A 20,643-nucleotide genomic window follows, 5' to 3' on the forward strand; every position below is an offset into this window, starting at 1 on the left:
GCGGGTCTCACTACCCCCGGACGGGGGGTCCGTGACGGTGAAGGGACGAGCACGTGGCAACTGGCGGCGCCGATGCGGTGGAGATGCGCGGCGCGCTGATGCGGCTGCGGCGGGAGACGGGGCTCGCCGTCGCCTTCGGCGGGCTGGTCGAACCGGGCCGCGCGCAGGTCCGCATCAGCGAGCTGAACGGCACGACGACGGCCGCGCTGAGCGCGCTCGCGGTGTCCTCGGGCAACGGGCTCGGCGGGAAGGCGGTCGCTCTCGTCCGGCCGTGCGCGGTGACGGACTACTCCTCGTCCCGGCGGATCAGCCACGAGTACGACGTCGCGGTCGCCGCGGAGGGGCTGCGCTCCGTCCTCGCGGTCCCCGTCGTCGTACGCCGCCGGGTGCGCGGTGTCCTGTACGGCGCCCTGCGCTCGGCCCAGCCCCTGGGCGACCGCACGCTGTCCGCGGCGGTGGAGGCCGCCCGGGACATGGAGCAGTCACTGGCCGTACGCGACGAGGCGTACGGCCTGCTGGCGGCGGCGCGGGAGCCCGGGGTGCCCTGGGGGCCGCAGAGGAACCCGGGGGCGCAGGGGGCGGAAGGCGTGGCCTGGGAGCGGCTCCGGGAGGCGCACGGTGCGCTGCGCGCGCTGGCCCCGCGGGTCATGGACCCGGCGCTGCGGGCCGAGCTGCTCTCGGTCTGCGAGACGCTGGCGGCCTCGCCGGGACGGGCACGGCCGTCCGGACCGGCGCAGCCGCCGGGCCCGGACCGGTCGGCGGGATCGCTCCGGACAGCGGAGCAGATCCGGCTCACCCCGCGTGAGCTGGACGTTCTCAGCTGTGTGGCCGTCGGTACGACCAACGCGGGGGCCGGGGAGCGGCTGGGGCTGCGCGCGGAGACCGTGAAGGCGTATCTGCGGTCGGCGATGCGCAAGCTGGGGGCCCATACGCGGCTGGAGGCCGTGGTGGCGGCGCGGCGGGCGGGGCTGCTGCCGTGAAGGTCCGTACCACTCCGTGTGTTTCATACATGTGCGGGTGCCATGAAATCCCGTATACCGAATCTCTGTTATTTCCCTCACGGTCGAACCCCCCGAAATTCAGGGGCTCTTTGCATAAGATTGTTCCGGACACGACTTGAGGGGAGCGGTGCGCGTGCGACGGGATTTCGAAGAGCCTGTCAGACCCCGTTCCGACCAGGTCATCGGGCGGGAGGAGCTGCTCGGACGAGCACGCGGCCAGCTCTCCCGAGGGGGCAGCCTCCTCTTGCACGGTCCGCCCGGAATAGGAAAGTCGACCGTCCTGCGGGCAATCACTGCGGAATACGCCGAATCGGCCCGGACTGTGTTGCGCTGCTCCGCCACCGAGTCCGAATCGCATCTCCCGTTCCTGGCACTGGTCGATCTGCTCGGTCTGGTCGCCGACGAGGTCGCCGACGCACTGCCCGCCCCGCAGCAGGCCGCGCTCGAAGCGGCCCTCACCGGGCGCGCGGAATCGTCCCTGCACCAGGACGGCCTGGCGCTGCGGCTCGCCGTCCTCTCGGTGTTGCGCGCCCTGGCGGCCAAGGGGCCCGTCCTCCTCGTCGCCGACGATCTGCAGTGGCTGGACGCGCCCAGCGCCGAGCTGCTCGCCTTCGCCGCCCGGCGCCTCGGCGGTATGCCGGTGCGGATGCTCGGCGCGGTGCGCACCGGAACGGAACCGAAGGAGCAGGAGCACGACCCGTATCTACGCGCGTATCCGCCGGAGACGCTGGCCCTGCGGCTGACCCCGCTGTCCCGGCCGCAGACCTCCGAGCTGCTGACCGCCCGCGGATACACCGGGCTGCGCCGCTCGACCCAGCGGGACATCCATCACACCAGCGGCGGCAACCCGCTCTTCGCGCTGGAGATCGGCCGGGCCCTCGCCGAGAGTCCGACGCCGCCCCGGCCCGGCGAGCCGCTGCCGGTGCCGACCTCGCTGCGCGCCCTCGTGCTCAGCCGTCTGGAACTGCTGTCCGCCGAGGCCCGGCAGACGCTCCTGGTGGCGAGCGCCGGAGCCCGCCCCACCCAGTCGCTGCTGGAGTCCGCGGGCCGTCCGGACGCGGAGGCCGAGATCGCGCTGGCCGCCTCCCTCGGACTGGTGGCGGCCCAGGGTCCGGACGGCAACGGCCCGGACGGGCAGGAGGGCGCCGTGCGGTTCGCGCACCCCCTCGTCTCGGCCGCGCTGTACGCCCAGGCGACACCCCAGGAACGGCGGGCCGCCCATGCCGCCCTGTCGACGGCCGCCTCCGAGCCGATCGAGCGGGCCCGGCATCTCGCGCTGGCCACCACCGGCACCGACGAACAGGTCGCCGAACGGCTCTCCGAGGCCGCCGCCCTGGCCCGGGACCGCGGCGCGCCCTCGGTGGCGGCCCAGCTCGGACTGCTCGCCGCCCGGCACACCCCGGCCGGCAGCCGCGTCGGCGCCGACGAGCGGCGGCTGCGGTCCGCCGAGGACGCGCTGACCTCCGGCGAGATCGACCTCGCCCGCGAGGTGGCCCGAGACGTCCTGGAACGCGCGACGGACCCGGCCGTCCGGGTCCGCGCCTGGATGGTCGTGATCGACGCGGCCGGGCAGGCGATGGCCGACGTCGAAGCGGTGTTCCCGCAGGCCCTCGCGGACGCGGGCGAGGACCCGCGGCTGCTGGCGCTGGTCCGCTACCAACTGGCGTGGCGGGCGCTCCTCGTGGAGGGCGCGATGGACAAGGGCCGCGAGGAGGCCGCCCGCGCGGCGCGGCTGGCGGCCACCGCGGGCGACCGGAGCACCGAACTGCTGGCCCTGTCCTTCCAGGCCCAGATGGAGACCCTGATGGGGCACCCCGCGGCCCCGGCGACCCTGGAGAAGGCCCTCGCGGAACCGCAGGACCTGCGGGTGGCCGTCGACCACAACGGAGCCGGCGCCACCCGCTTCCGCTGGCTGATCATGAGCGACCAGCTCACGGACGCCCGGGTCTCGATCACCCGGCTGCTCGGCGAGGTGCGCAGGCGCGGCATCGTCGAGAGCGAGGTGCACTTCCTGCGCGGGCTCGCGGAGACCGAACTGCGTTCCGGGCACTGCGGCCGGGCGCTCGACCTCGCCCACGAGAGTCTGCGGCTCGCCCGGGACACCGGGATCGGCGAGGCCGCGGGCAACATGTTCACCTCGCTCGCCGAGGCCGCGGGCGGCGATGTGCACCGGGCACTGGTCCTGGCCGGGGACGCGGTGCGGCGGGCCGAGGACGACGGCGACCTGATCTACCTCTCGCGGGCCCTGGGCGCGCTCGGGCACGCCCAGCTGGTGGCCGGGGACGCGGCCGGCACGGTCCGCTCGCTGCGCCGGGCCCGGGAGTCGGAACAGCGGCTCGGCATCTCCGATCCGGCGCGGGGCCGCTGGCACGGCGACCTCGCCGAGGCACTGGTCCTGGTCGGCGAACCGGCGGAGGCGCAGGACGTCATCACCGCCACGCGCGAGCACGCGGTACGGCTGCGGCGGGCGAGCGTGCTGGCCGTGCTGGACCGGGCCGAGGCGTTGGTGAAGGCCGCGACCGGGCGACACGAGGCGGCGGCACAGCAGTTGACGTCTGCTCAGGACCGGCTGGCGCAACTGGGCTACGGACTCGAAGAGGCCCGGGCCGCGTTCGCGCTGGCACGGCTGCGCGCGGAGCAGTCGGGGCGGGGCTCGTACGACGAGGCGGCGCGGCTGTTCCGGCGCTGCCGGGCGATGCCGTGGCTGCGCCAGCTGGACGCGGTCGCCGCGGCCGACTCCGCCCCCGCCGCGGCCTCCCCCGGCGTCTCCGCCCCGGCCGCCCCCGAGTCGGTGCTGCCGCATCTCGACCGGCTGGCCTCGACGGAACGCCAGGTCGCGGCGCTGGTCCTGGAGGGCGCCACGAACCGCGAGATCGCCGCGCGCCTGTTCATCAGCGTGAAGACGGTCGAGGCCACGCTGACCCGCGTCTACCGAAAGCTGGGCATCCGCTCACGGGTGGACATCGTGCGCTTGGCTGCGGGGCAGCACCGGGGGGAGTGAGCTCGCCGCGCAACTTTTCAGGGGCGCGGGGAACGGCGCAATCTTTTGGCTTTTAGGGGCGCGGGGAACGGCGCGGCCGGCCCCCACCGGGCCCGCAGTCGGCACACAACGCCCGGCCCGGGGCGAACGTGACCGAGGGTTATCCCTCGGTCACCGCCCGAGGGAGTTCCCTCATTGGGAACACCCCCGCCCCACTCCTACCGTTGACCCACCCCGCAGGCCGACGCACCACCCCACAGTGCACCCCCCACCGGCACTCCTGAGGAGATCCATGTTCGGGCTCACCTTTGCCAAGAAGGCCGCCGCCGTCACCGCGGCCGTCGCCGCCGCCGCGACCACCTGTCTTCTCGGCGCGACCACCGCAAGTGCCGCCCCCGCCCCCATCGTCGGCGGCACGACGACCACGGCCGCCACGTACCCGTACGTCATGCAGATCACCACCGCCTCGCAGAGCCAGTTCTGCGGCGGCACCCTGGTGTCGGCCACCAAGGTCGTCACCGCAGCCCACTGCATGGTCGGCGAGACCACGAGCAGCGTCCGCGTGGTCGGCGGCCGTACGTACCGCAACGGCACCGACGGCACTGTCGCCCGGGTCAGCAAGATATGGATCAACCCCAGCTACACGGACGCCGAGGAGGGTGACGACGTCGCCGTCCTGACCCTGTCGACGTCGATGCCGTACACGCCGATCAGCTACGTCTCCGCGTCGGAGACCAGCCTGTACACGGCCGGCACCACGGCCCGCATCCTCGGCTGGGGCACCACCAGTTCGGGCGGCTCGTCCTCCAACCAGCTGCGCACGGCCACGGTCCCGACCGTGTCCAACTCGACCTGCTCGTCGGCGTACGGCTCCTCGTACATCTCCTCCGACATGGTCTGCGCGGGCTACACCTCCGGCGGCGTGGACACCTGCCAGGGCGACAGCGGCGGCCCGCTCATCATCGGCGGCAAGCTCGCCGGCATCACCTCGTGGGGCTACGGCTGCGCGGACGCGGGCTACCCGGGCGTCTACACCCGCCTGACCACGTTCTCCAGCCTGGTGACCACGCAGGTCAACTCCTAGCCGAGGGATCGGCCCCGAATACTCCCTGAGGTCAACTCAGGTAGAGCCAGGGGGCGTTGCGGGCCTCCACGAGCGGCCCGCAACGCCTCCTATCCACATGTCCGGCGCCTCCCCCGGGCACCCGCCGCCGTCAGCCTCGTACAACGGTCCCGAACCGAATGTCGTACGAGGCCGAGGCCGAGGGCGAAGCCGAGACCGATGACGGCGACGGCGACTGCGGCGATCCGCTCAGCACGGTCAGCAGCCGCGCCGCCTCCCCCGTCACCTCGGCGCGCTGCCGGTCCGTGAGCGTGCCGAAGGGTTCGACGGTAAGCACGGCCCGTCCACCGGTCTCCTCCAGCCGCCACACGCCCGCCAGGAACCCGTCGACGAGCAGCGTCGGGTAGGCCTGATTGCCCCGCCAGGTACGGCCCTTGTAGTCGGCGGACACCACCCGGGAGCGGTCGGCGTGCGAGAGGAGCAGGTTGTCGAACTCGGGCAGCAGACGCGCGGGGGCCGGTGTGTCGGCGTCCGGGCGGGGCGCGTCCGGCAGGTCGAAGAGCTCGACGCCGTGCTCGTCGGCGAAGGTGACCAGCTGCGGCCGCAGCCGTTCGAAGGCCTCGCGCAGCCGGGTCAGTCCGGCCCAGGTCTGCATGTCCTTGACGGAGGCGGGCCCGAAGGCGGCGAGGTAGCGCAGGACGGTGGCGTCGGGTGCGGGAGCCGGTTCGGACGGCCTGCCGAGCCAGTGCTCGGCGGTGGTGAGCGCGACCTGGCCGCTGCGTCCCCACAGTCCGCGCGGGGTGACCTGGACGAGCGGCAGCCGACAGCGGGCGGCGATCGCGAGGGCCGCCGGATCGGCGTCCGGCCACTCGACGAGCAGCGCCTCCCGCAACTGCTTCATCGTGCGCGGTTCGGACTCGACGAGCTCCCGGCCGATAGCGGCGAGCCGGTCGAGGTCGACCCCGGCGAGCCCTTTGCGAAAACCGTACAACTCCCTTTCCCGGGCGGCCTGTACGAGCGGCCGCAGCGTCAGGCAGTCGTCCGCGGTGTGGGTATGGATGGTGGACCGCATCGTCACGATGCGGACGGCCTCCCGCGCTTCCATGGCGGCGGACAGCTCCTCCGGCGTGAAGCCCTCCAGGCGGGCGGCGAGCGCGTGGTACGGAGGCTTCACGTTCTGCGCCTGGAGGCCGACGAGGTGTTCGACGGCGTCCTTCGCGGACAGGGTGGCCCGGCGCAGGAGCAACTGCCGGGCGAGGGTCGCACGGTTCAGCTCGCGGACGCTCAGCACGGGAGCGGTCGAGGTCTTCGTCATGTCCGGCACGCTACCGGCCCCTGCGGACACCTTCTGTCCGCAATCGTGCCGGGAATCGTGCCGAGCCGCTGCGGCCGGGTGACCCGTATATCCTGCCGGTGATCGACAAGACGCACGACGGAACAGGCGTGCGACACGTACGACACGGAGGCAGCCGCGATGCCGGAGCGCCGAGCCCGCCCCGTACCCACCGGCAAGGGCAACCGGAAGCCGATCTGGCGACGCGCCGCGGCTCCGGCCACCGAGGCCCCCACGGACCCTCCGGCGCCCGGCCCCGCCGCGGCCGACGCGAAGACGGACGCGGTGGAGCCCGACAGCGTCGTACAGGCGGCGCTCTACCGCGACGGTGTGCGGGTCGCGAACCCCGCCACCCTCGCGGAGACCTTCCGTGAGCTGCGCGAGCAGCCGGACGACATGGCGTGGATCGGGCTCGCCCGTCCCACGGAGGAGGAGATCCTGTCCCTGGCGGCCGAGTTCGACCTTCATCCGCTCGCCGTCGAGGACGCGATGGAGGCCCATCAGCGGCCGAAGCTGGAACGGTACGGGGACACGCTGTTCGTCGTCCTGCGCGCGGCCCGCTACCTCGACGCGTCCGAGGAGGTCGACTTCGGCGAACTGCACGTGTTCCTCGGCCCCGACTTCCTCATCACGGTCCGGCACGGCGCCGCCCCCGACCTCTCCGCCGTACGACGCCGCATGGAGGAGACCCCGGAACTCCTGAGCCTCGGCCCCGAGGCGGTGCTCTACGCCATCCTCGACGCGGTGGTGGACGGTTACGCACCGGTCGTCTCCGGCGTCCAGAACGACATCGACGAGATCGAGACCGAGGTCTTCGGCGGCGACCCCTGGGTCTCGCGCCGCATCTACGAACTCTCCCGCGAGATGGTCGAGTTCCAGCGCGCCACCCGCCCCCTGGTCGGCATGCTGCACGGCCTGATGGCGGGCTTCGCCAAGTACGGCACCGACGACGAACTCCAGCGCTACCTCCGCGACGTCGCCGACCACGTCACCCACACCAGCGAGCGCGTGGACGGCTTCCGCCAGGCCCTCACGGACATCCTCACGGTCAACGCCACCCTGGTCACCCAGCAACAGAACGCGGAGATGCGGGCGTTGGCGGAGGCGGGCTTCGAACAGAACGAGGAGATCAAGAAGATCTCCTCATGGGCCGCCATCCTCTTCGCCCCGACCCTCGTCGGCACGATCTACGGCATGAACTTCGAGCACATGCCTGAGCTGGGCTGGAACCTCGGATACCCCTTCGCGATCGGCTTGATGGGGGTTGTCTGCGGCAGCTTGTACGTGATTTTCAAGCGCCGCGACTGGCTCTAGAGGCGGGCCGTCGCACCTGGCCAGTACCCCGCGCACGCACCGCGATGGATCAGACCAGAGGTGGATGCCCCTGGACCAAAGTCGAACATGTCGTCCGGCTTTCGGCCCATGGTGGCTTCGTCCGTCGGTCCGACGCACGGGCTGCGCCGTACGTGCAGAGTTGGGCAGATGCCGAGCGAACCGGACACGCCGTCGTGTCATGAGTCCGATCAGGAGATCGTCATGTCTGTTTCCCTTCCTCCGCTGCTGCACGTGGGCATCGTGGTGGCGGACCTCGACCGTGCCGCCGCCGACTATGAACGACGGTGGTCCGTCGCCGTGGAAAGGGTGATGGATCTCCACTTCCCCACGGCCAGGTTCCACGGACACGAGGTCTCCTGCTCGGCCCGCTACGGCTTCCTCAGCACCGGCGCCTCGGAGATCGAACTGATCCAGCCGCTCTCCGGGCGCTCTCCGTACACGGAGTTCCTGGAGACGAACGGAGAGGGTGTCCACCACTTGGCCTACGTCGTGGGGAGCATCGACCAACACCTCGACGCGTTGCGCGAGACAGGCGAGGAGCCACGCGTTTCCTTCGACGCGGCAATCGCCGATCAGACCCGCTTCGTCTATCTGGACGGCCTGGCGCACGGGCCGGTCGTGGAGCTGATAGAGAGTGACCTTCTGGGCAGTTGAGCCGGCATGCCTCCTGGCGGGCGACGCGATACGGAGGACTCGTACCGCATCGCCTGCGAAGGGGCAGTGGCCGTCGCTCGCGGTGGGTCTCAGGTGAGGCGCTTGCGGCCCCAGAAGAAGAGGAACACCGTGACGGCGGCCGTCAGGGCCAGCAGGATGGACGCGCCGAGCCACTGCATGCCGTTCATCTGGGAGATCGGCAGGTAGTCGACCGACCAGCCCACGACGTCGGCCTTCCGCAGGCACGCCTCTTGTGCCTGCGCTGTCTGCGCGTCCGCACAAGTGCCCCAGCCGAGGAGCTTCCCGTCGCCGGTGAGGTACGGGGGCTGCCCGTCCATCTGGTACGCGCCTGTGGGCAACGCCTGGATCGCGGCTTCCGTCATGACGCCGTTGCTCGTCGTGGCCGTGACGACGTTGCCGAGCGACAGCAGGAAGTGGGACCAGACGAGCTGGACGAGCACGGTGAACCCGAGGGTGACCACCATGGCGATCAGCGTGCGGCGCAGCACCACGCCGATCGCCACCCCGCCGAAGACGCAGAAGAGGGCGAGGGCGACGGGCACGGGTCCCGTGTTGTTGAAGGTGGATTCGGAGGTCCACTCATAGGCCGTGACCTCGGACTTGTAGAGGTTCCACCACCAGCCGAACGCGGCCGACAGCGCGACCGTGCTCACCACGACCACCAGCGCGGTCAGGGCCAGTTTCGTGGTCAGCCAGCGGGTACGGTCCACGGACTGGGTGACGACCAGCTTGGCGGTGCCGTTCTCCAGGTCGCCGGCGAACAGCGGGGCACCGAGCAGGACACCGAGCAGGATCGGCATCAGCCGCAGTCCCGTGGACACGGAGGCGTAGCCGCTGACGTGCAGCTGGGAGCGCTGGAAGACGATGAACGCCACGGCGAGCGCGCAGGCGCCGAGGACGGTCCAGAACACGGCCCGGTGCTGGCGCCAGGCCAGCCACCACATGCCCTTGAGGAGCTGGGGAAGTTGGCCCGAGCCCGTGGTGCCCCTGCTGCCCGTGCTGCCCGTGGCCTCGGACCCGGTCGTCGTCGGGGTGCCGGCGAGAGAGCTCATGCTGCCACCGTCCGGGTGGTGTACGCCTGGTCCTGGACCTGGGCGGTGGGGGTGATCAGAGGGGGTGCGTCGGGTGAGCGGAGATAGGCGAGCAGGAGCTCTTCCAAGCTCGGGCTGTCCGTCTCCCCGGGGCCGGCGACCGGCCCCTCCGGGCGGATCAGAGCGGTGAACTGCCGTCCGCTGATACGGGACTCGACGAGGGAGTGGTGTGCGAGGGAGGCGGGCAGACCCTCGCCCTCCGTGGCACCGGTGACCATGGTGTGCACCGACAGCAGCTCGTCCACGTCACCTGCGAGGCGTACCGAGCCGCCGGAGAGGACGACGAGGTAGTCGCACAGGTTCTCCAGTTCGGCCAGGACGTGGGTGGACATCAGGACGGTGGTGCCGCGCTCGGCAGCGTCGGCGAGGACGGTCCCCATCAGTTCCTTACGCGCGACCGGGTCGAGGTCCGACATCGGCTCGTCGAGCAGCAGCAGATCGGGGCGCTTGCCGAGCGCGAGGGCCAGGGCGACGCGGGTGCGCTGGCCGCCGGAGAGGGTGCTGATCTTCGCGTCGAAGGACACATCGCCCGCTCGGACGATGTCCTCGGCGGCGCGCTGGTCCCAGCCCGGATTCAGTTCCCGCCCCAGCCGCAGGGTCTCCGCCACGGTGAACCGGCGGAACAGGGGCCTCTCCTGGGCGAGGAACGCGGTGCGCCCCGGGTCCACCGGCCCCGGGGCCGCGCCGAACAGGCCTAGTGTGCCCTGCGTCGGCTCCAGAACGCGGGCCGCGATGCTCAACAGCGTGGTCTTGCCCGCCCCGTTGGGACCGACCAGACCGCAGATCCGTCCTGCCGGGAGCCGGAAGGAACAGTCCTTCAGCGCCCATCCCCGCCGGTGGCGCATCCCCAGACCGTGCGCCTCAAGCGCCGGCTCCCCCGTGTGCGTACCGTCACTCACCCGTGCTCCTCGTCGTCGTGGCCGTCGTCGCCGTACCGGTGGCGTACTGCTTCTCCATGGCCGACGCGACCAGCGCGGCCACGTCCTCCTGCTCCAGGCCCGCCTCGGCCGCCCGGGACACCCACGCCACCAGCTCCCCGTACAGCGGTGAGTCGATGCCCGCCGAGGGGCGGGCCAGCGTGCGGCGTACGAACGTGCCCTTGCCGGGGCGCGGTTCGACCAGGCCCTCACGCTCCAGCTCGTGGTACGCCTTGAGGGTGGTGTTCGGGTTGACCGCGCTGACCTCGGCGACCTCCTTGGCGGTCGGCAGCCGGTCGCCCGGCACCAGTACGCCCAGCCGCAGGGCCTGCTTGGTCTGCTGCACGATCTGCTGGAAGGCAGGGACTCCGTTCCGCCTGTCGATGCGGAACTCCATGACTACCACCACCATTCCACTACTTGATTAGTGGAATGATGATGGAGGAGTGCGCGGGTGGTTGTCAACGGTCGCCGGAGGGGCTTCCCGGGCAGGATTTCGGCCGCCGGACGTACTCGGGATTCGCTCTCCCGCAGGACGGGCGGCAACCCCCGCGCCCGCCGGGACGGACGGCCGGCGAGGGGGCTCACGCAGGTGTGGGCGGTGCCGCTCCGGTCAGCCGCTGGACGCCGCGGCGGCCGCGTCCTGGCGCTGCTGCAACGACAGGACCACCAGGCCCGCGAAGACCTGAAGAGGCAGCGGCACATCGGTGAGGTCGGCCATCAGCCCGCTGCCGAACCGGCCGCGCCGGAATTCACCGAGGACGCTCTTGCCTCGGATCAACTGCCGCTTTCCACGCAGGGCCGACGGGCGGGTCAGCTCGTACTCGGCCTCCCCGTCGGTGATGTGCCACCGCCTGCCGGACCGGTGCGCCTCGGCCCGGACCGGCCCTCCCGTTTCTCCCGCGAGCATGTGGAAGGAGCGTCCCCAGTTGGAGGAGCGCAGTTCGAAGACCTCGCCCGCCAGCTCGACATGACCGCCCGACCTCCAGGTGCGGGCGGACCATCGCGCGACCGGCACGCCCTCCGAGAAGACCTGGTAGGCGCGTCCGAAGGCACGTTCCCGTTTGATCTCAAGCATGAAGCACTCCCTGGCCGACGGAGGGGACAGACCCTGAACAAGCACCCGTCGCCTTCCCTCGGGAAGCCCGTCGATGCCCGCCGGGGCCGGGCCACGGGGCCGTTCCCGGGCTCACATACCACTTGCATACCGGTGGTTCACCGATCCCCAATTGGCCGCGCCTAGCTTCGGTGGGGCCGGTCGGCGATCGCCGGACGGCCCGTGAAACCCATCGGAGGACCACCATGGCCGAGGACATCGAACCCACCCCCGAAGAGGTCGTCGAGGACGCGCAGTCCCAGGAGGAGCCGGAGGTCGAGGCGCACTCCGCGGAGGCGGTCCTGGGCCTGCAGGGCATCGAGGACGCGTCGCAGACCGGGGTCATCGACGACCCGGCGGCGGGCAGCTGCAGTTCCTGCGCCGGCTCGCTCTGCTCGTGACGCACCCCCAGTAGTACGGCGCCGGCCGGGCCGTGGTGGACCACCGGCCCGGCCGGCGGTCGAGCCCGGTAGCCGGACGCGGACGAGAAAGGACCCGTAGGCATGCAGCTCCCCTGGAACACGATGCTGCGTTACCTGAGGTATGACCCCCGTTGGTTCGAGGACCCCGTCCGCCGCCAGCCCGGCAGCGCCCATCTGACCGAGTTCCGTGCGGCGATGCCGGTGGACTGGCGGCTGCGGCGCCACGGACACTGGCTCGTCGCGGACCCGCCCGGCGCGCCCGAACTCGGCCAGGGCTGGAAACTCCACGTCTCCGCCACCTCGCGGACCAGCGCCGAGACCCTGCGCCGCAGCCTGCCCGTGCTGCGCGACGCGGGCGTGCGCTTCAAGTTCCTGATCGACCCCGCCGAGGTGCGCGAGCTGAACAGCAAGTCCTTCTCCCGCACGGCCAGCGGCAAGTTCATCACCGTGTACCCGCCCGACGTCACGTCCTTCCACGACGTCGCCCGCGCGCTCACCGGCGCGCTGCGGGGCTGCGAGGGCCCCTACGTCCTGTCGGACCGCCGCTACCCGGGCTCCCGCGTCGTCTCGTACCGCTACGGCGGATTCACCACCAGGTTCCGGCTCCAGCCCCTGGGCGTACGGGAGTTGCTGATCGAGTCGCCCGACGGGGCCCTCGTCCGCGACACCCGCACCCCGTACTGGTCCATGCCGGAGTGGACCACGGATCCCGTGACCGGCGAGGGCCCGCCCCCCGCCGGGACCCCGCAGGTAGCCGAGACCTCGCAGGAAGCCGCGACCCCGCAGGAGGCCGGGACCCCGCAGGAACCGGACACGCCGGCGGCGAAGCGCGTACTGAACGGCCGGTACGAGATCGAGGGCGCCATCGCCTTCAGCAACCGCGGCGGCATCTACCGCGCGGTGGACACCGTCACCGGCGCCGACGTCGTGCTGCGCGAGGCCCGCCCCGGCGTGGAGGTCGGGCCCGACGGCCTCGACGCGGTCGTACTGCTGCGCCATGAGTACGACCTGCTGACGGAACTGGCCGACAGCGGGTTCTTCGTCCGCCCCCTCGACTTCTTCCGGCAGTGGGAGCACTCCTACCTCGTCGAGGAATGGGTGGGGGACAGCCATCTGGGGCTGATCGTCACCACCGAGAACCCCGTGTTCGAGCTCGACCTGTCGCCCGAGCGGCTGACCGCCTACTACCAGCGCCTGCAGCGGGTGTGGCTGCAGCTCGCCGACGCCATCGCGCTCTGCCACGAGCGCGGCATCGTCCTCGGCGACCTGTCCCCCACCAACGTCATGGTCACACCGGACGATCGCGTCCGCGTCATCGACCTGGAGTCCGCCTTCCACGAGGGCGGCGCCCCCGGAGCGGGACTCATGACCCCGGGAATGGTCACCCGGCGCGCCCTGGCCGCCAGGCACGGCGACCGCCGCACCGACTACTACGCGCTCGGCGGCCTGATGCTGGCGACCCTGATCGCCTGCCAGCAGAACGACATGGTCGACCACGCACTCCCGCTGGGCCTGATGGCCGAGGTGGCCCGGGACCTCGACCTGCCCGCCGAACTCACCTCCCTGATCAGCGACCTCTACAGCGAGGACGAGGAGCTGCCCGACCCGGCCGTGCTCCGCCGGCGGATGGCCGAGCTGCCGTTCGACACCGCCTGGCGCCGGCCGCCGCCGCTCGCCCACCGGCTGCGGCCCGAACCGGAACGCAGCGCCGACCTGCACGAGCGGATCACCGAAGTGCTCGACGGCGTCGTCGACTACATGAAGGGGACCGCGACCGTCGAACGCGAGGACCGGCTCCTGCCCGCCGACGTCCTGGTCTTCGAGACCAACCCGCTGTCCCTAGCCCACGGCGCGCACGGCGGCCTGTACGCGATGCACACCCTGGGCCACGAGATTCCCGACGCCCTTCTCTCCTGGACCCTGCGCCGGCCGACCGACCACTCCGCGCTGCCCCCCGGCCTCTACTACGGCTCGGCCGGTGTGGCCTGGTCGCTGTCCGCGCTGGGCCACCGGGACCAGGCGGTCCGGCTGCTGCGCGAGGCCGGCGGGCATCCGCTGCTGCACGCCGAGCCCGGCGTGCTGACCGGTGCGGCGGGCCACGGCATGGCCTGTCTGCGGTTGTGGCGCGACCACGGGGAGCAGGAGTTCCTCGACCGCGCCGTCGCGATCGGCGACCGCCTGACGGCGGAGGCCCGCTGGGAGGACGGCCGGGCGCACTGGCCCGACTCGGCCGACCGGGTCCCGGTCGGCTACGGCTACGGCGCGTCCGGCGTCGCCATGTTCCTGCTCGCCCTGCACGGGGCCACCGGCGACGGACGGCTGCTCGACCTCGGCCTCGCGGCGCTGGAGTTCGACCTCTCCCACCCCATCCACTCGACCAGCGGAGTGCTGTCCTTCCCGTCGTACGCACAGAGCGAGGGCCCGCGGGTACGGCGCCACTACTGGGACGCGGGCACGGCCGGCGTGCTGACCACCCTGCTGCGCTACTGGGACGTCACCGGCGAGGACCGGCTGCGCAAGGAGGTGGACCGCGTCCTCCCCGACGTCCGCCGCAAGTACACCGGTCTCCCCCAGCTCTTCCACGGCATCAGCGGCCTGGGCAACACACTCCTGGACGCGTACGAGTTCCTCGGCGACCCGGAACTCCTCGGCGACGCGCAGCGGGCGGCGGAGGCGGTGCTCCGCCACACCCTGCGGCGCCCCGAGGGCGTCGTCTTCCCCGGAGAGCAGTCGCTGCGGGAATCCTGCGACCTCGCGACCGGCTCGGCGGGCGTGGCCCTGTTCCTCGACCGGGTCCGGCACGCCGCCCCGGGACGGCGCACCAACCGGAACTTCCTCCTCGACGACCTGCTGACCGGCGTGCGACCCGCCCCGCAGGACGGCTCGTGACCACCGAGGCCGTGCGGGCGGACGGGGGGCGGACCTCGGTGCTGCGCCACAACCGGCGGTTCCGGCTGCTGTGGGTGGGGCAGACGCTGTCGGGCTTCGGCTCCTCGATGGCCGGAGTGGCGCTGCCGCTCGTCCTGCTGGCCGGGGGGCATCCCCCCACCTCCGTGGCCGCGGTGACCACGGTGGTGGCCGTCACCGGCCTGCTGGTCCGCATCCCGGCCGGGATACTGAGCGATCACCATGACCAGCGCAGGCTCATGATCGCCTGCGACCTCGTCCGCCTCGCGGTCTCCGCGGCCGTGGCCCTGTTCCTGCTCGCGGGGCCCCTGCCGATGTGGCTCGCGATCGTCGCGGTCATCGTCTCCGCGAGCGCCATGGAGGTGTTCAAGCCGTCGCAGTTCCAGCTGATCCGGCGCGTCGTCAGCAGCGAGCAGATCCCCGTCGCGGTGTCACTGAACCAGGCCCGCGCCTACGGGGTGTCGATGGCGGGCCCCGCGGCGGGCGGACTGCTCATCGGGGTGTACCCCGCGCTGCCCTTCGCGGTCGACGCGGTCACCTTCCTGGCGTCGGCGCTCTGCGTCGCCGCCATGGTGCCGCGCAAACGGGCGGCGACCGCGCCGCCCAAGAACCCCGCGGTACCGGAACCGTCCGTGGTACCGGAACCCTCCGTGGTACCGGAATCCTCCGTGGCACCGGAACGATCCGCGATACCGGAACGATCCGTGGTCCCGCCTGCGCCGCCTGCCTCGACCGCGCCGCCCGGTCCGGAGCCGGTGCGGCAGGCGCCGGCGCCGGCGCCGGCGGCAGGGTTCCGGGACCGGCTGACCATCGGCTTCCGGCACCTGGCGCACGACCCGTTCCTGCGCCGCTCCACCGTCTTCTTCAGCGGTATGACCGTGGTCTTCAGCATGTTCGGCTCCGCCCTCATGCTCGGAGTGGGCGACCGGCCCGGTGGAGCCGCGGCCGTCGGCTACGCGTTCAGCAGCGCGGCCCTGGCGGGGCTGCTGGGCTCGCTCGCCGCCCCCTCGCTCCAGCGCAGACTGCCACTGCCGGTCCTCGTCGCCTCCGGACCGGCGGCCGCCGGCGCGCTCCTGACGCTCGCGTGGCTCAGCGGGAGCACCCTCGCGTTCGTCGCCGCGTTCTCCGCGATGTCCCTGCTGGTCCCGGCGATCAACGCGGCCGTCGTCTCCGTCATGGCCACCTCGGTCCCCCAGGAGATCCTCGGCCGCGTCACCACCGCCAACGACTTCGTCGTCCAACTGCTCCAGCCCTGCGCGCCGCTGGCCGCCGCGCTGCTGCTGACCGCCTACTCGCTGCCGGTGACCGCCCTCGTCCTGGCGGTCTCCTACCTGGTGCTCGCGCTCCTGGCCTTCACCCTGCCGACGCCGACTCCCGCCCCCATCGCTCCCCAAGAGCCCACCCGGAGTGACGTATGACCACGACCTCCCCGCGCGTGCCGCGGTCCGCGGACCCCGACGAGTCCACGGACCCCGCCGGACCGTCCCTGCCGCTCTCCGCGCTGGAACGGGGCGGCCATGCGGCCGGGACGACCGCCGAGCAGGCGGTCCGGGACGTGGTGGACACGGCCAGGACCGCGGAGGCGCACGGCTACCGGCGCTTCTGGGTCGCCGAGCACCACGCCGTGCGTACGGGCGTCAGCAGCTCCCCCGCCGTACTGATCGCGCACATCGCGGCGCGGACCGAGCGCATCAGGGTGGGGTCGGGCGGGGTGATGCTGCCCAACCACCCGCCGTACACGGTCGCCGAGCAGTTCGCCACCCTGCAGACCCTCCACCCCGGGCGCGTCGACCTGGGCATCGGCCGCCCTTCCGACGGCAGCACCGAAGCCCACCGGCTGCTGGAGGCGGCCCTGCGGCGCGCTCCCGGGGCCGGTACCGGGTTCCCCGCCCAGATCGACGAACTGCTGGGCGTCCTGTTCGGCAGGGGCCCGGACCGCAACCGCTACCACTCCCTGCCGCTGACACCGCGTCCCGCCACCCCGCCCGAGGTCCACGTCCTGGGCGCGGGCACGACCAGCGCCCGCCTCGCCGGGGAACGCGGACTGCCCTTCGTCTACGGCCACCACCTCAGCCGCGCCGTCTGCCGCCCGGAGGCCGTGGAGGGCTACCGGGCGGCGTTCCGGCCGGACCCGGACCACCCCGGGCAGGACGGCACCCGGCCCCACCTCGCCGTCTCGGTCCATGTGGTGTGCGCCGAGACCGACGAGCTGGCCGAGTCGCTGGCCCTGCGGACCGCCGCCCACGTGGCCGCGCGCTCCGGCGACGCCGCGCCCCTGGGCCCGTCGTCCCCCGCCCGGGAGGACCACCTGGCCCGCCGGACCCTCGACGAGTACCAGGTGGTGCACGGCGCCCCCGCGAAGGTCGCGGCCGAACTGGCGGCGCTGGCCGCCCGGTTCGCCGCGGACGAGCTGATGATCGCGCCCTTCGAACTCACCGGGCAGGCGCGCGCCCGTACGCTGCGCCTCACGGCACGGGTCCGCGTGGCACCACCGGCCCACCGGGCGGCGGCCCGCCGATGAGGAACACCCCGTCCCTCGCACCGGGCACCGCCACCGCCACCCGGGACACCCTGCGCGCGGTGCTCGGGCAGTTCGCGACCGGCGTGACCGTGGTCAGCGCCGGGCGGGACCTCCCTCAGGGGATGACGGCGAACTCCTACACCTCGGTCTCGCTCGACCCCCCGCTCGTCCTGGTCTGCGTGGCCCGCACCGCGGCCCTGCACACGACCGTGCTCGCGGAGCGGCACTTCGCGGTCTCCATCCTCCGCTCCGGCCAGGACCACGTGGCCCGGTACTTCGCGGACCGCCACCGGCCGCGGGGACCCGGCGCGTTCGAGACGGTCGACGCGTTCACCGGGCGCGTCACCGGGGCGCCGCTGCTCACGGGCGCGCTGGCCTGGCTGGAGTGCTCCCTGGCCGCCGTGTACGACGGCGGGGACCACTCCATCCTGCTCGGCGAGGTACGCGACCTCGCCCGCGGCACCCCTGGCGAGCCCCTGACGTACTTCGCGGGAGCCTTCCGGCCGTGACCCGACCCCGTCCACCCCACACCCCGGAGCGAAGCATGAGCGTGGCCGAACCGATGACCGAGGACGCGGACGCTCCGGACCCGACCGTCCCGCCCGCCCTGCCCGTCCCGACCGTCCCGACCGTCCCGCCCGTGCCCCGGTCCGTGCTCGAACTCGGGGGCCGCCTCCCGGAGACCGGGGCCGAGCTGTCCTTCCAGGACATGGTGGACACCGCGGAGACGGCCGACGCGTACGGATACGCGCGCTTCTGGGTCGCCGAGCACCACTCCTCGCACCGGACCGCGAGCGGTGCACCCGGCGTGCTGATCGCGCACATCGCGGCGCGGACCGAACGGATCCGGGTGGGGTCGGGCGGGGTCATGCTGCCCAACCACCCGCCCCTGACGGTCGCCGAGCAGTTCGCCACCCTCCAGGCGCTGCACCCCGGGAGGATCGACCTCGGCCTCGGCCGGTCCGTGGCCGGGCCCGTTCGGCTGGACGGACTCATGGAGGCGGCGCTGCGGCGTGATCCGCTCGGTGCGGCCGGGTTCCCGGAGCGGATCGACGAACTCCTGGGCTTCCTGCTGGACCATGGGCCGGAGCGGCACCGTTTCCACGCGCTGCCGCTGACGCCCCGTCCGGCGAGCCCGCCCGAGGTCCACGTCCTGGGCGCCGGGGAGGGGAGCGCGCTGATCGCCGCGGAGCGGGGGCTGCCGTTCGCCTACGGCCATCATCTGGGCCGGTCCAAGTGCCGGCCGGCGGCGACGGCCCACTACCGCTCCGCCTTCCGGGCGGCACGGGCGGGCGGGCGGCCGTACCTCGTCGTCTCGGTCAACGTGGTCTGCGCGGAGACCGACGAGGAGGCCGAGGAGCTGGCCCTCGACGCCTCGGCGCGGCTGGGCGGCCCGTACCGGGAGGCCGCCGCGGACACCACGCTGTCCCCGGCCCGGGCCCTCCAGGTGGCCCGCCGGACCCTGGACGAGAACCAGGTGGTCCTCGGCGCGCCGGCGAAGGTGAACGCCGAACTGGACGCGCTGGCCCGCCGGTCGGGGGCGGACGAGCTGATGCTGGTGCCGTACGAACTCACCGGCGCCGCCCGCTGCCGCACGCTGCGCCTGGCGGCGGCCGCCCGGCACACGCCCCCGCGGGAACCGGGCCGACGGCCGACCACGGCCCCGGACCGACGGCTCACCCACTGAACCGACGGCTCACCCACTGAGGGGGCCGCCGGTACGAGCCTGCACGGGCCCGTACCCACCCCGCAGAGGACTGCGCCACCTCCGGCCGCGCCCTCCACGGGGCCGCCCCCTTCACGGGCCCGCGCCGCCCTCCCCACCGGGCGGCCCCCGGTGATCCGTCGGCGGCCGTCGACGACCCGGCGGCAGCCCGGCGGACATTTACGTGGACGTTCCCAGCAGGCGGCGGAGGTCCTCCGCCATGCGCAGGGCCGCCGCGAGGTCCTCGCCGCGGAGGTCCGGTCCCGGTGCCCGCCGTCGGCGGTCGAGCACCACCCGCAGGGCGAAGGCCGCCTGCCGGGCGAACAGCGCCAGCAGGTCCAGCTCGTCGAGGCTGGACCGGGACTGGGGAGCCGGGTCCAGGACCTCCAGCACGCCGAGGATCCGGTCCTCGTGGGTCAGCGGGGCCGCCATCAGGGCGTCGGGCACGTACTCCGTGGACTCGGCGAACGCCCGGTCGAAGTCGGAGCGGTGCGACAGGTCGTCCACGATGACGGGCTCGCCGGACATCACCACCCAGCCGGCGACACCGCTCTTCGCGGGGAAACGCCGGCCCACCAGTACGTCCTCACCCTCGCCGGAGACCGCCTGGAAGACCAGTTCGTGCCGCGCTTCGTCCAGCAGGAACACCGAGCTGGCGGCGGCACCGAAGATGGCGCGCGCCACGTCGACCACGGACCGCAGGAGTTCCTGCGAGAGCAGGTCGTTCGCCGCGTCGGTCTCAGCGTTGTCGTCGTTCACGAAGCACCCCTCATGCCGGTGTGTACGTTGGCCGCGGAAAGATAGAGCGCGTTCTTGAGCTGAAAGCTCGTCAGTCTGCGGTGGCGGGACAGGACACGGGCGCACAGCCCCGTGATGTACGGCGTCGCGAAACTGTTGCCCGTCGTACGGATCGTCGTGCCGCCGAGCCAGGCGACCTGGACGTTCTGGCCCGGGGCGAAGAACTCCACCGGCGGACTGGGGTTGTAGAGGTGCAGGTCGGGGTCGTCCTCCGCGTGGCTGCCCACGGAGATCACCGACGCGAACCGCCAGGGGAAGCTCTCCACCGTGGAGTTGTGGGCGGAGGCGACGATGACGGTCCGGCGGAAGTACGCCTCGTCGGCGAGGGCACGCAGTTCCTCGACGAACCGTGCCCGGGTCGTGGACAGACTCAGGTTGATCACGTCGAAACCCTCGTGGATCGCCCACCTGAGGCCCGCCAGCAGGACCTCCCCGGTCCCGCCGAACGTCCTGCCGAGCACCTGCACGCTGTAGAGCTCGCATTCCGGCGCGGTCCTGCGGATGATGCCCGCGCAGGCCGTGCCGTGACCGCAGCTGTCCGTGGCCTCGGTCTCCGTGACGCCGATCCCGTGCTCGTCCTTCGTCACGGCCCAGGCGCCGTCGACCCGGCCGACCAGCGGATGGCCGGCCTCCACACCGGAGTCCACGACACACACGCGGACACCGCGTCCGCGGGCGTCCTCCCCCTCCCGTGCCGACCCGGGGCGCTCCTCGTCGGCGGTGACCCCGATGTCCTCGGGTCGCCTGCCGCGCAGGCTCCACACCAGTTCGGGGCGGCGCTGCGCCGTCTGTGCCATGT

The 20,643-nt window shown here is 72.7% G+C and carries 18 protein-coding genes; 11 read left to right on the forward strand and 7 right to left on the reverse strand.

Annotated features, from left to right (window positions below; all coding sequences use genetic code 11):
• Nucleotides 1–83: 83 nt before the first annotated feature.
• The 3 genes from J8N05_RS30480 (at nucleotide 84) to J8N05_RS30490 (ending at nucleotide 5,065) form a co-directional block, all read left to right on the forward strand.
• The gene (locus tag J8N05_RS30480; protein ID WP_210890500.1) at nucleotides 84–980 is read left to right on the forward strand and encodes a helix-turn-helix transcriptional regulator; all 897 of its coding nucleotides are present in this window, start codon (nucleotides 84–86) and stop codon (nucleotides 978–980) included.
• 154 nt (nucleotides 981–1,134) lie between these two features.
• Complete coding sequence (locus J8N05_RS30485) at nucleotides 1,135–4,002, forward strand: helix-turn-helix transcriptional regulator (protein ID WP_210888614.1); 2,868 nt, start codon at nucleotides 1,135–1,137, stop codon at nucleotides 4,000–4,002.
• A gap of 271 nt (nucleotides 4,003–4,273) precedes the next feature.
• The gene (locus J8N05_RS30490) at nucleotides 4,274–5,065 is read left to right on the forward strand and encodes a S1 family peptidase (RefSeq protein WP_210888616.1); all 792 of its coding nucleotides are present in this window, start codon (nucleotides 4,274–4,276) and stop codon (nucleotides 5,063–5,065) included.
• Between the two features lie 130 nt (nucleotides 5,066–5,195).
• Here the strand turns inward: J8N05_RS30490 and J8N05_RS30495 are convergent, their stop codons facing one another.
• Nucleotides 5,196–6,359 (reverse strand): winged helix DNA-binding domain-containing protein, encoded by a 1,164-nt coding sequence (locus tag J8N05_RS30495; RefSeq protein ID WP_210888618.1) that lies wholly within the window; start codon nucleotides 6,357–6,359, stop codon nucleotides 5,196–5,198.
• Between the two features lie 159 nt (nucleotides 6,360–6,518).
• Between J8N05_RS30495 and J8N05_RS30500 the strand changes: the two genes are divergently transcribed.
• Complete coding sequence (locus J8N05_RS30500) at nucleotides 6,519–7,691, forward strand: magnesium and cobalt transport protein CorA (RefSeq protein ID WP_210888619.1); 1,173 nt, start codon at nucleotides 6,519–6,521, stop codon at nucleotides 7,689–7,691.
• Between the two features lie 222 nt (nucleotides 7,692–7,913).
• On the forward strand, nucleotides 7,914–8,366 hold the full coding sequence (locus J8N05_RS30505) for a VOC family protein (RefSeq protein WP_210888620.1): 453 nt from the start codon (nucleotides 7,914–7,916) through the stop codon (nucleotides 8,364–8,366).
• A gap of 89 nt (nucleotides 8,367–8,455) precedes the next feature.
• Here the strand turns inward: J8N05_RS30505 and J8N05_RS30510 are convergent, their stop codons facing one another.
• The 4 genes from J8N05_RS30510 to J8N05_RS30525 form a co-directional block, all read right to left on the reverse strand.
• Nucleotides 8,456–9,439 (reverse strand): ABC transporter permease, encoded by a 984-nt coding sequence (locus J8N05_RS30510; RefSeq protein WP_210888621.1) that lies wholly within the window; start codon nucleotides 9,437–9,439, stop codon nucleotides 8,456–8,458.
• On the reverse strand, nucleotides 9,436–10,323 hold the full coding sequence (locus J8N05_RS30515) for an ABC transporter ATP-binding protein (protein ID WP_210890501.1): 888 nt from the start codon (nucleotides 10,321–10,323) through the stop codon (nucleotides 9,436–9,438). Before J8N05_RS30515 ends, J8N05_RS30510 begins: the two co-directional genes overlap by 4 nt.
• A gap of 46 nt (nucleotides 10,324–10,369) precedes the next feature.
• Complete coding sequence (locus tag J8N05_RS30520) at nucleotides 10,370–10,807, reverse strand: GntR family transcriptional regulator (protein WP_210888622.1); 438 nt, start codon at nucleotides 10,805–10,807, stop codon at nucleotides 10,370–10,372.
• A 201-nt stretch (nucleotides 10,808–11,008) separates the two neighbouring features.
• Entirely contained in the window at nucleotides 11,009–11,473 is a 465-nt protein-coding gene (locus J8N05_RS30525) for a hypothetical protein (RefSeq protein WP_210888623.1), read from the reverse strand.
• Nucleotides 11,474–11,697: 224 nt separating this feature from the next.
• Between J8N05_RS30525 and J8N05_RS30530 the strand changes: the two genes are divergently transcribed.
• From J8N05_RS30530 to J8N05_RS30555, 6 genes are all read left to right on the forward strand, one after another.
• The gene (locus J8N05_RS30530) at nucleotides 11,698–11,892 is read left to right on the forward strand and encodes a hypothetical protein (RefSeq protein WP_210888624.1); all 195 of its coding nucleotides are present in this window, start codon (nucleotides 11,698–11,700) and stop codon (nucleotides 11,890–11,892) included.
• Nucleotides 11,893–11,994: 102 nt separating this feature from the next.
• Complete coding sequence (lanKC, locus tag J8N05_RS30535) at nucleotides 11,995–14,802, forward strand: class III lanthionine synthetase LanKC (protein ID WP_210888625.1); 2,808 nt, start codon at nucleotides 11,995–11,997, stop codon at nucleotides 14,800–14,802.
• Nucleotides 14,799–16,238, forward strand: a complete 1,440-nt coding sequence (locus J8N05_RS30540; RefSeq protein WP_210888626.1) for an MFS transporter — start codon at nucleotides 14,799–14,801, stop codon at nucleotides 16,236–16,238. The genes lanKC and J8N05_RS30540 overlap by 4 nt, the downstream gene beginning before the upstream one ends.
• Nucleotides 16,235–17,341 (forward strand): MsnO8 family LLM class oxidoreductase, encoded by a 1,107-nt coding sequence (locus J8N05_RS30545; RefSeq protein WP_210888627.1) that lies wholly within the window; start codon nucleotides 16,235–16,237, stop codon nucleotides 17,339–17,341. Before J8N05_RS30540 ends, J8N05_RS30545 begins: the two co-directional genes overlap by 4 nt.
• Nucleotides 17,338–17,850, forward strand: a complete 513-nt coding sequence (locus tag J8N05_RS30550) for a flavin reductase family protein (protein ID WP_210888628.1) — start codon at nucleotides 17,338–17,340, stop codon at nucleotides 17,848–17,850. Before J8N05_RS30545 ends, J8N05_RS30550 begins: the two co-directional genes overlap by 4 nt.
• A gap of 35 nt (nucleotides 17,851–17,885) precedes the next feature.
• The gene (locus J8N05_RS30555) at nucleotides 17,886–19,028 is read left to right on the forward strand and encodes an MsnO8 family LLM class oxidoreductase (protein WP_210888630.1); all 1,143 of its coding nucleotides are present in this window, start codon (nucleotides 17,886–17,888) and stop codon (nucleotides 19,026–19,028) included.
• 198 nt (nucleotides 19,029–19,226) lie between these two features.
• Here the strand turns inward: J8N05_RS30555 and J8N05_RS30560 are convergent, their stop codons facing one another.
• Nucleotides 19,227–19,805: a GAF domain-containing protein gene (locus J8N05_RS30560; RefSeq protein ID WP_210888632.1), complete on the reverse strand. Its 579-nt coding sequence runs from the start codon at nucleotides 19,803–19,805 to the stop codon at nucleotides 19,227–19,229.
• The gene (locus J8N05_RS30565; RefSeq protein WP_407699985.1) at nucleotides 19,802–20,641 is read right to left on the reverse strand and encodes a S8 family peptidase; all 840 of its coding nucleotides are present in this window, start codon (nucleotides 20,639–20,641) and stop codon (nucleotides 19,802–19,804) included. Before J8N05_RS30565 ends, J8N05_RS30560 begins: the two co-directional genes overlap by 4 nt.
• Between the last annotated feature and the right edge of the window lie 2 nt (nucleotides 20,642–20,643).

It is taken from the genome of Streptomyces liliiviolaceus, assembly GCF_018070025.1.
Taxonomy (GTDB): domain Bacteria; phylum Actinomycetota; class Actinomycetes; order Streptomycetales; family Streptomycetaceae; genus Streptomyces; species Streptomyces liliiviolaceus.

Excerpts from the sequence above, each read along its gene's own strand:
- J8N05_RS30480 (WP_210890500.1), top strand. The coding sequence starts at position 84 with ATGCGCGGCGCGCTGATGCGGCTGCGGCGGGAGACGGGGCTCGCCGTC.
- J8N05_RS30490 (WP_210888616.1), top strand. The coding sequence starts at position 4,274 with ATGTTCGGGCTCACCTTTGCCAAGAAGGCCGCCGCCGTCACCGCGGCC.
- J8N05_RS30495 (WP_210888618.1), bottom strand. The coding sequence starts at position 6,359 with ATGACGAAGACCTCGACCGCTCCCGTGCTGAGCGTCCGCGAGCTGAAC.
- J8N05_RS30500 (WP_210888619.1), top strand. The coding sequence starts at position 6,519 with ATGCCGGAGCGCCGAGCCCGCCCCGTACCCACCGGCAAGGGCAACCGG.
- J8N05_RS30505 (WP_210888620.1), top strand. The coding sequence starts at position 7,914 with ATGTCTGTTTCCCTTCCTCCGCTGCTGCACGTGGGCATCGTGGTGGCG.
- J8N05_RS30510 (WP_210888621.1), bottom strand. The coding sequence starts at position 9,439 with ATGAGCTCTCTCGCCGGCACCCCGACGACGACCGGGTCCGAGGCCACG.
- J8N05_RS30515 (WP_210890501.1), bottom strand. The coding sequence starts at position 10,323 with ATGCGCCACCGGCGGGGATGGGCGCTGAAGGACTGTTCCTTCCGGCTC.
- J8N05_RS30520 (WP_210888622.1), bottom strand. The coding sequence starts at position 10,807 with ATGGTGGTGGTAGTCATGGAGTTCCGCATCGACAGGCGGAACGGAGTC.
- J8N05_RS30525 (WP_210888623.1), bottom strand. The coding sequence starts at position 11,473 with ATGCTTGAGATCAAACGGGAACGTGCCTTCGGACGCGCCTACCAGGTC.
- J8N05_RS30530 (WP_210888624.1), top strand. The coding sequence starts at position 11,698 with ATGGCCGAGGACATCGAACCCACCCCCGAAGAGGTCGTCGAGGACGCG.
- lanKC (WP_210888625.1), top strand. The coding sequence starts at position 11,995 with ATGCAGCTCCCCTGGAACACGATGCTGCGTTACCTGAGGTATGACCCC.
- J8N05_RS30545 (WP_210888627.1), top strand. The coding sequence starts at position 16,235 with ATGACCACGACCTCCCCGCGCGTGCCGCGGTCCGCGGACCCCGACGAG.
- J8N05_RS30550 (WP_210888628.1), top strand. The coding sequence starts at position 17,338 with ATGAGGAACACCCCGTCCCTCGCACCGGGCACCGCCACCGCCACCCGG.
- J8N05_RS30555 (WP_210888630.1), top strand. The coding sequence starts at position 17,886 with ATGAGCGTGGCCGAACCGATGACCGAGGACGCGGACGCTCCGGACCCG.
- J8N05_RS30565 (WP_407699985.1), bottom strand. The coding sequence starts at position 20,641 with ATGGCACAGACGGCGCAGCGCCGCCCCGAACTGGTGTGGAGCCTGCGC.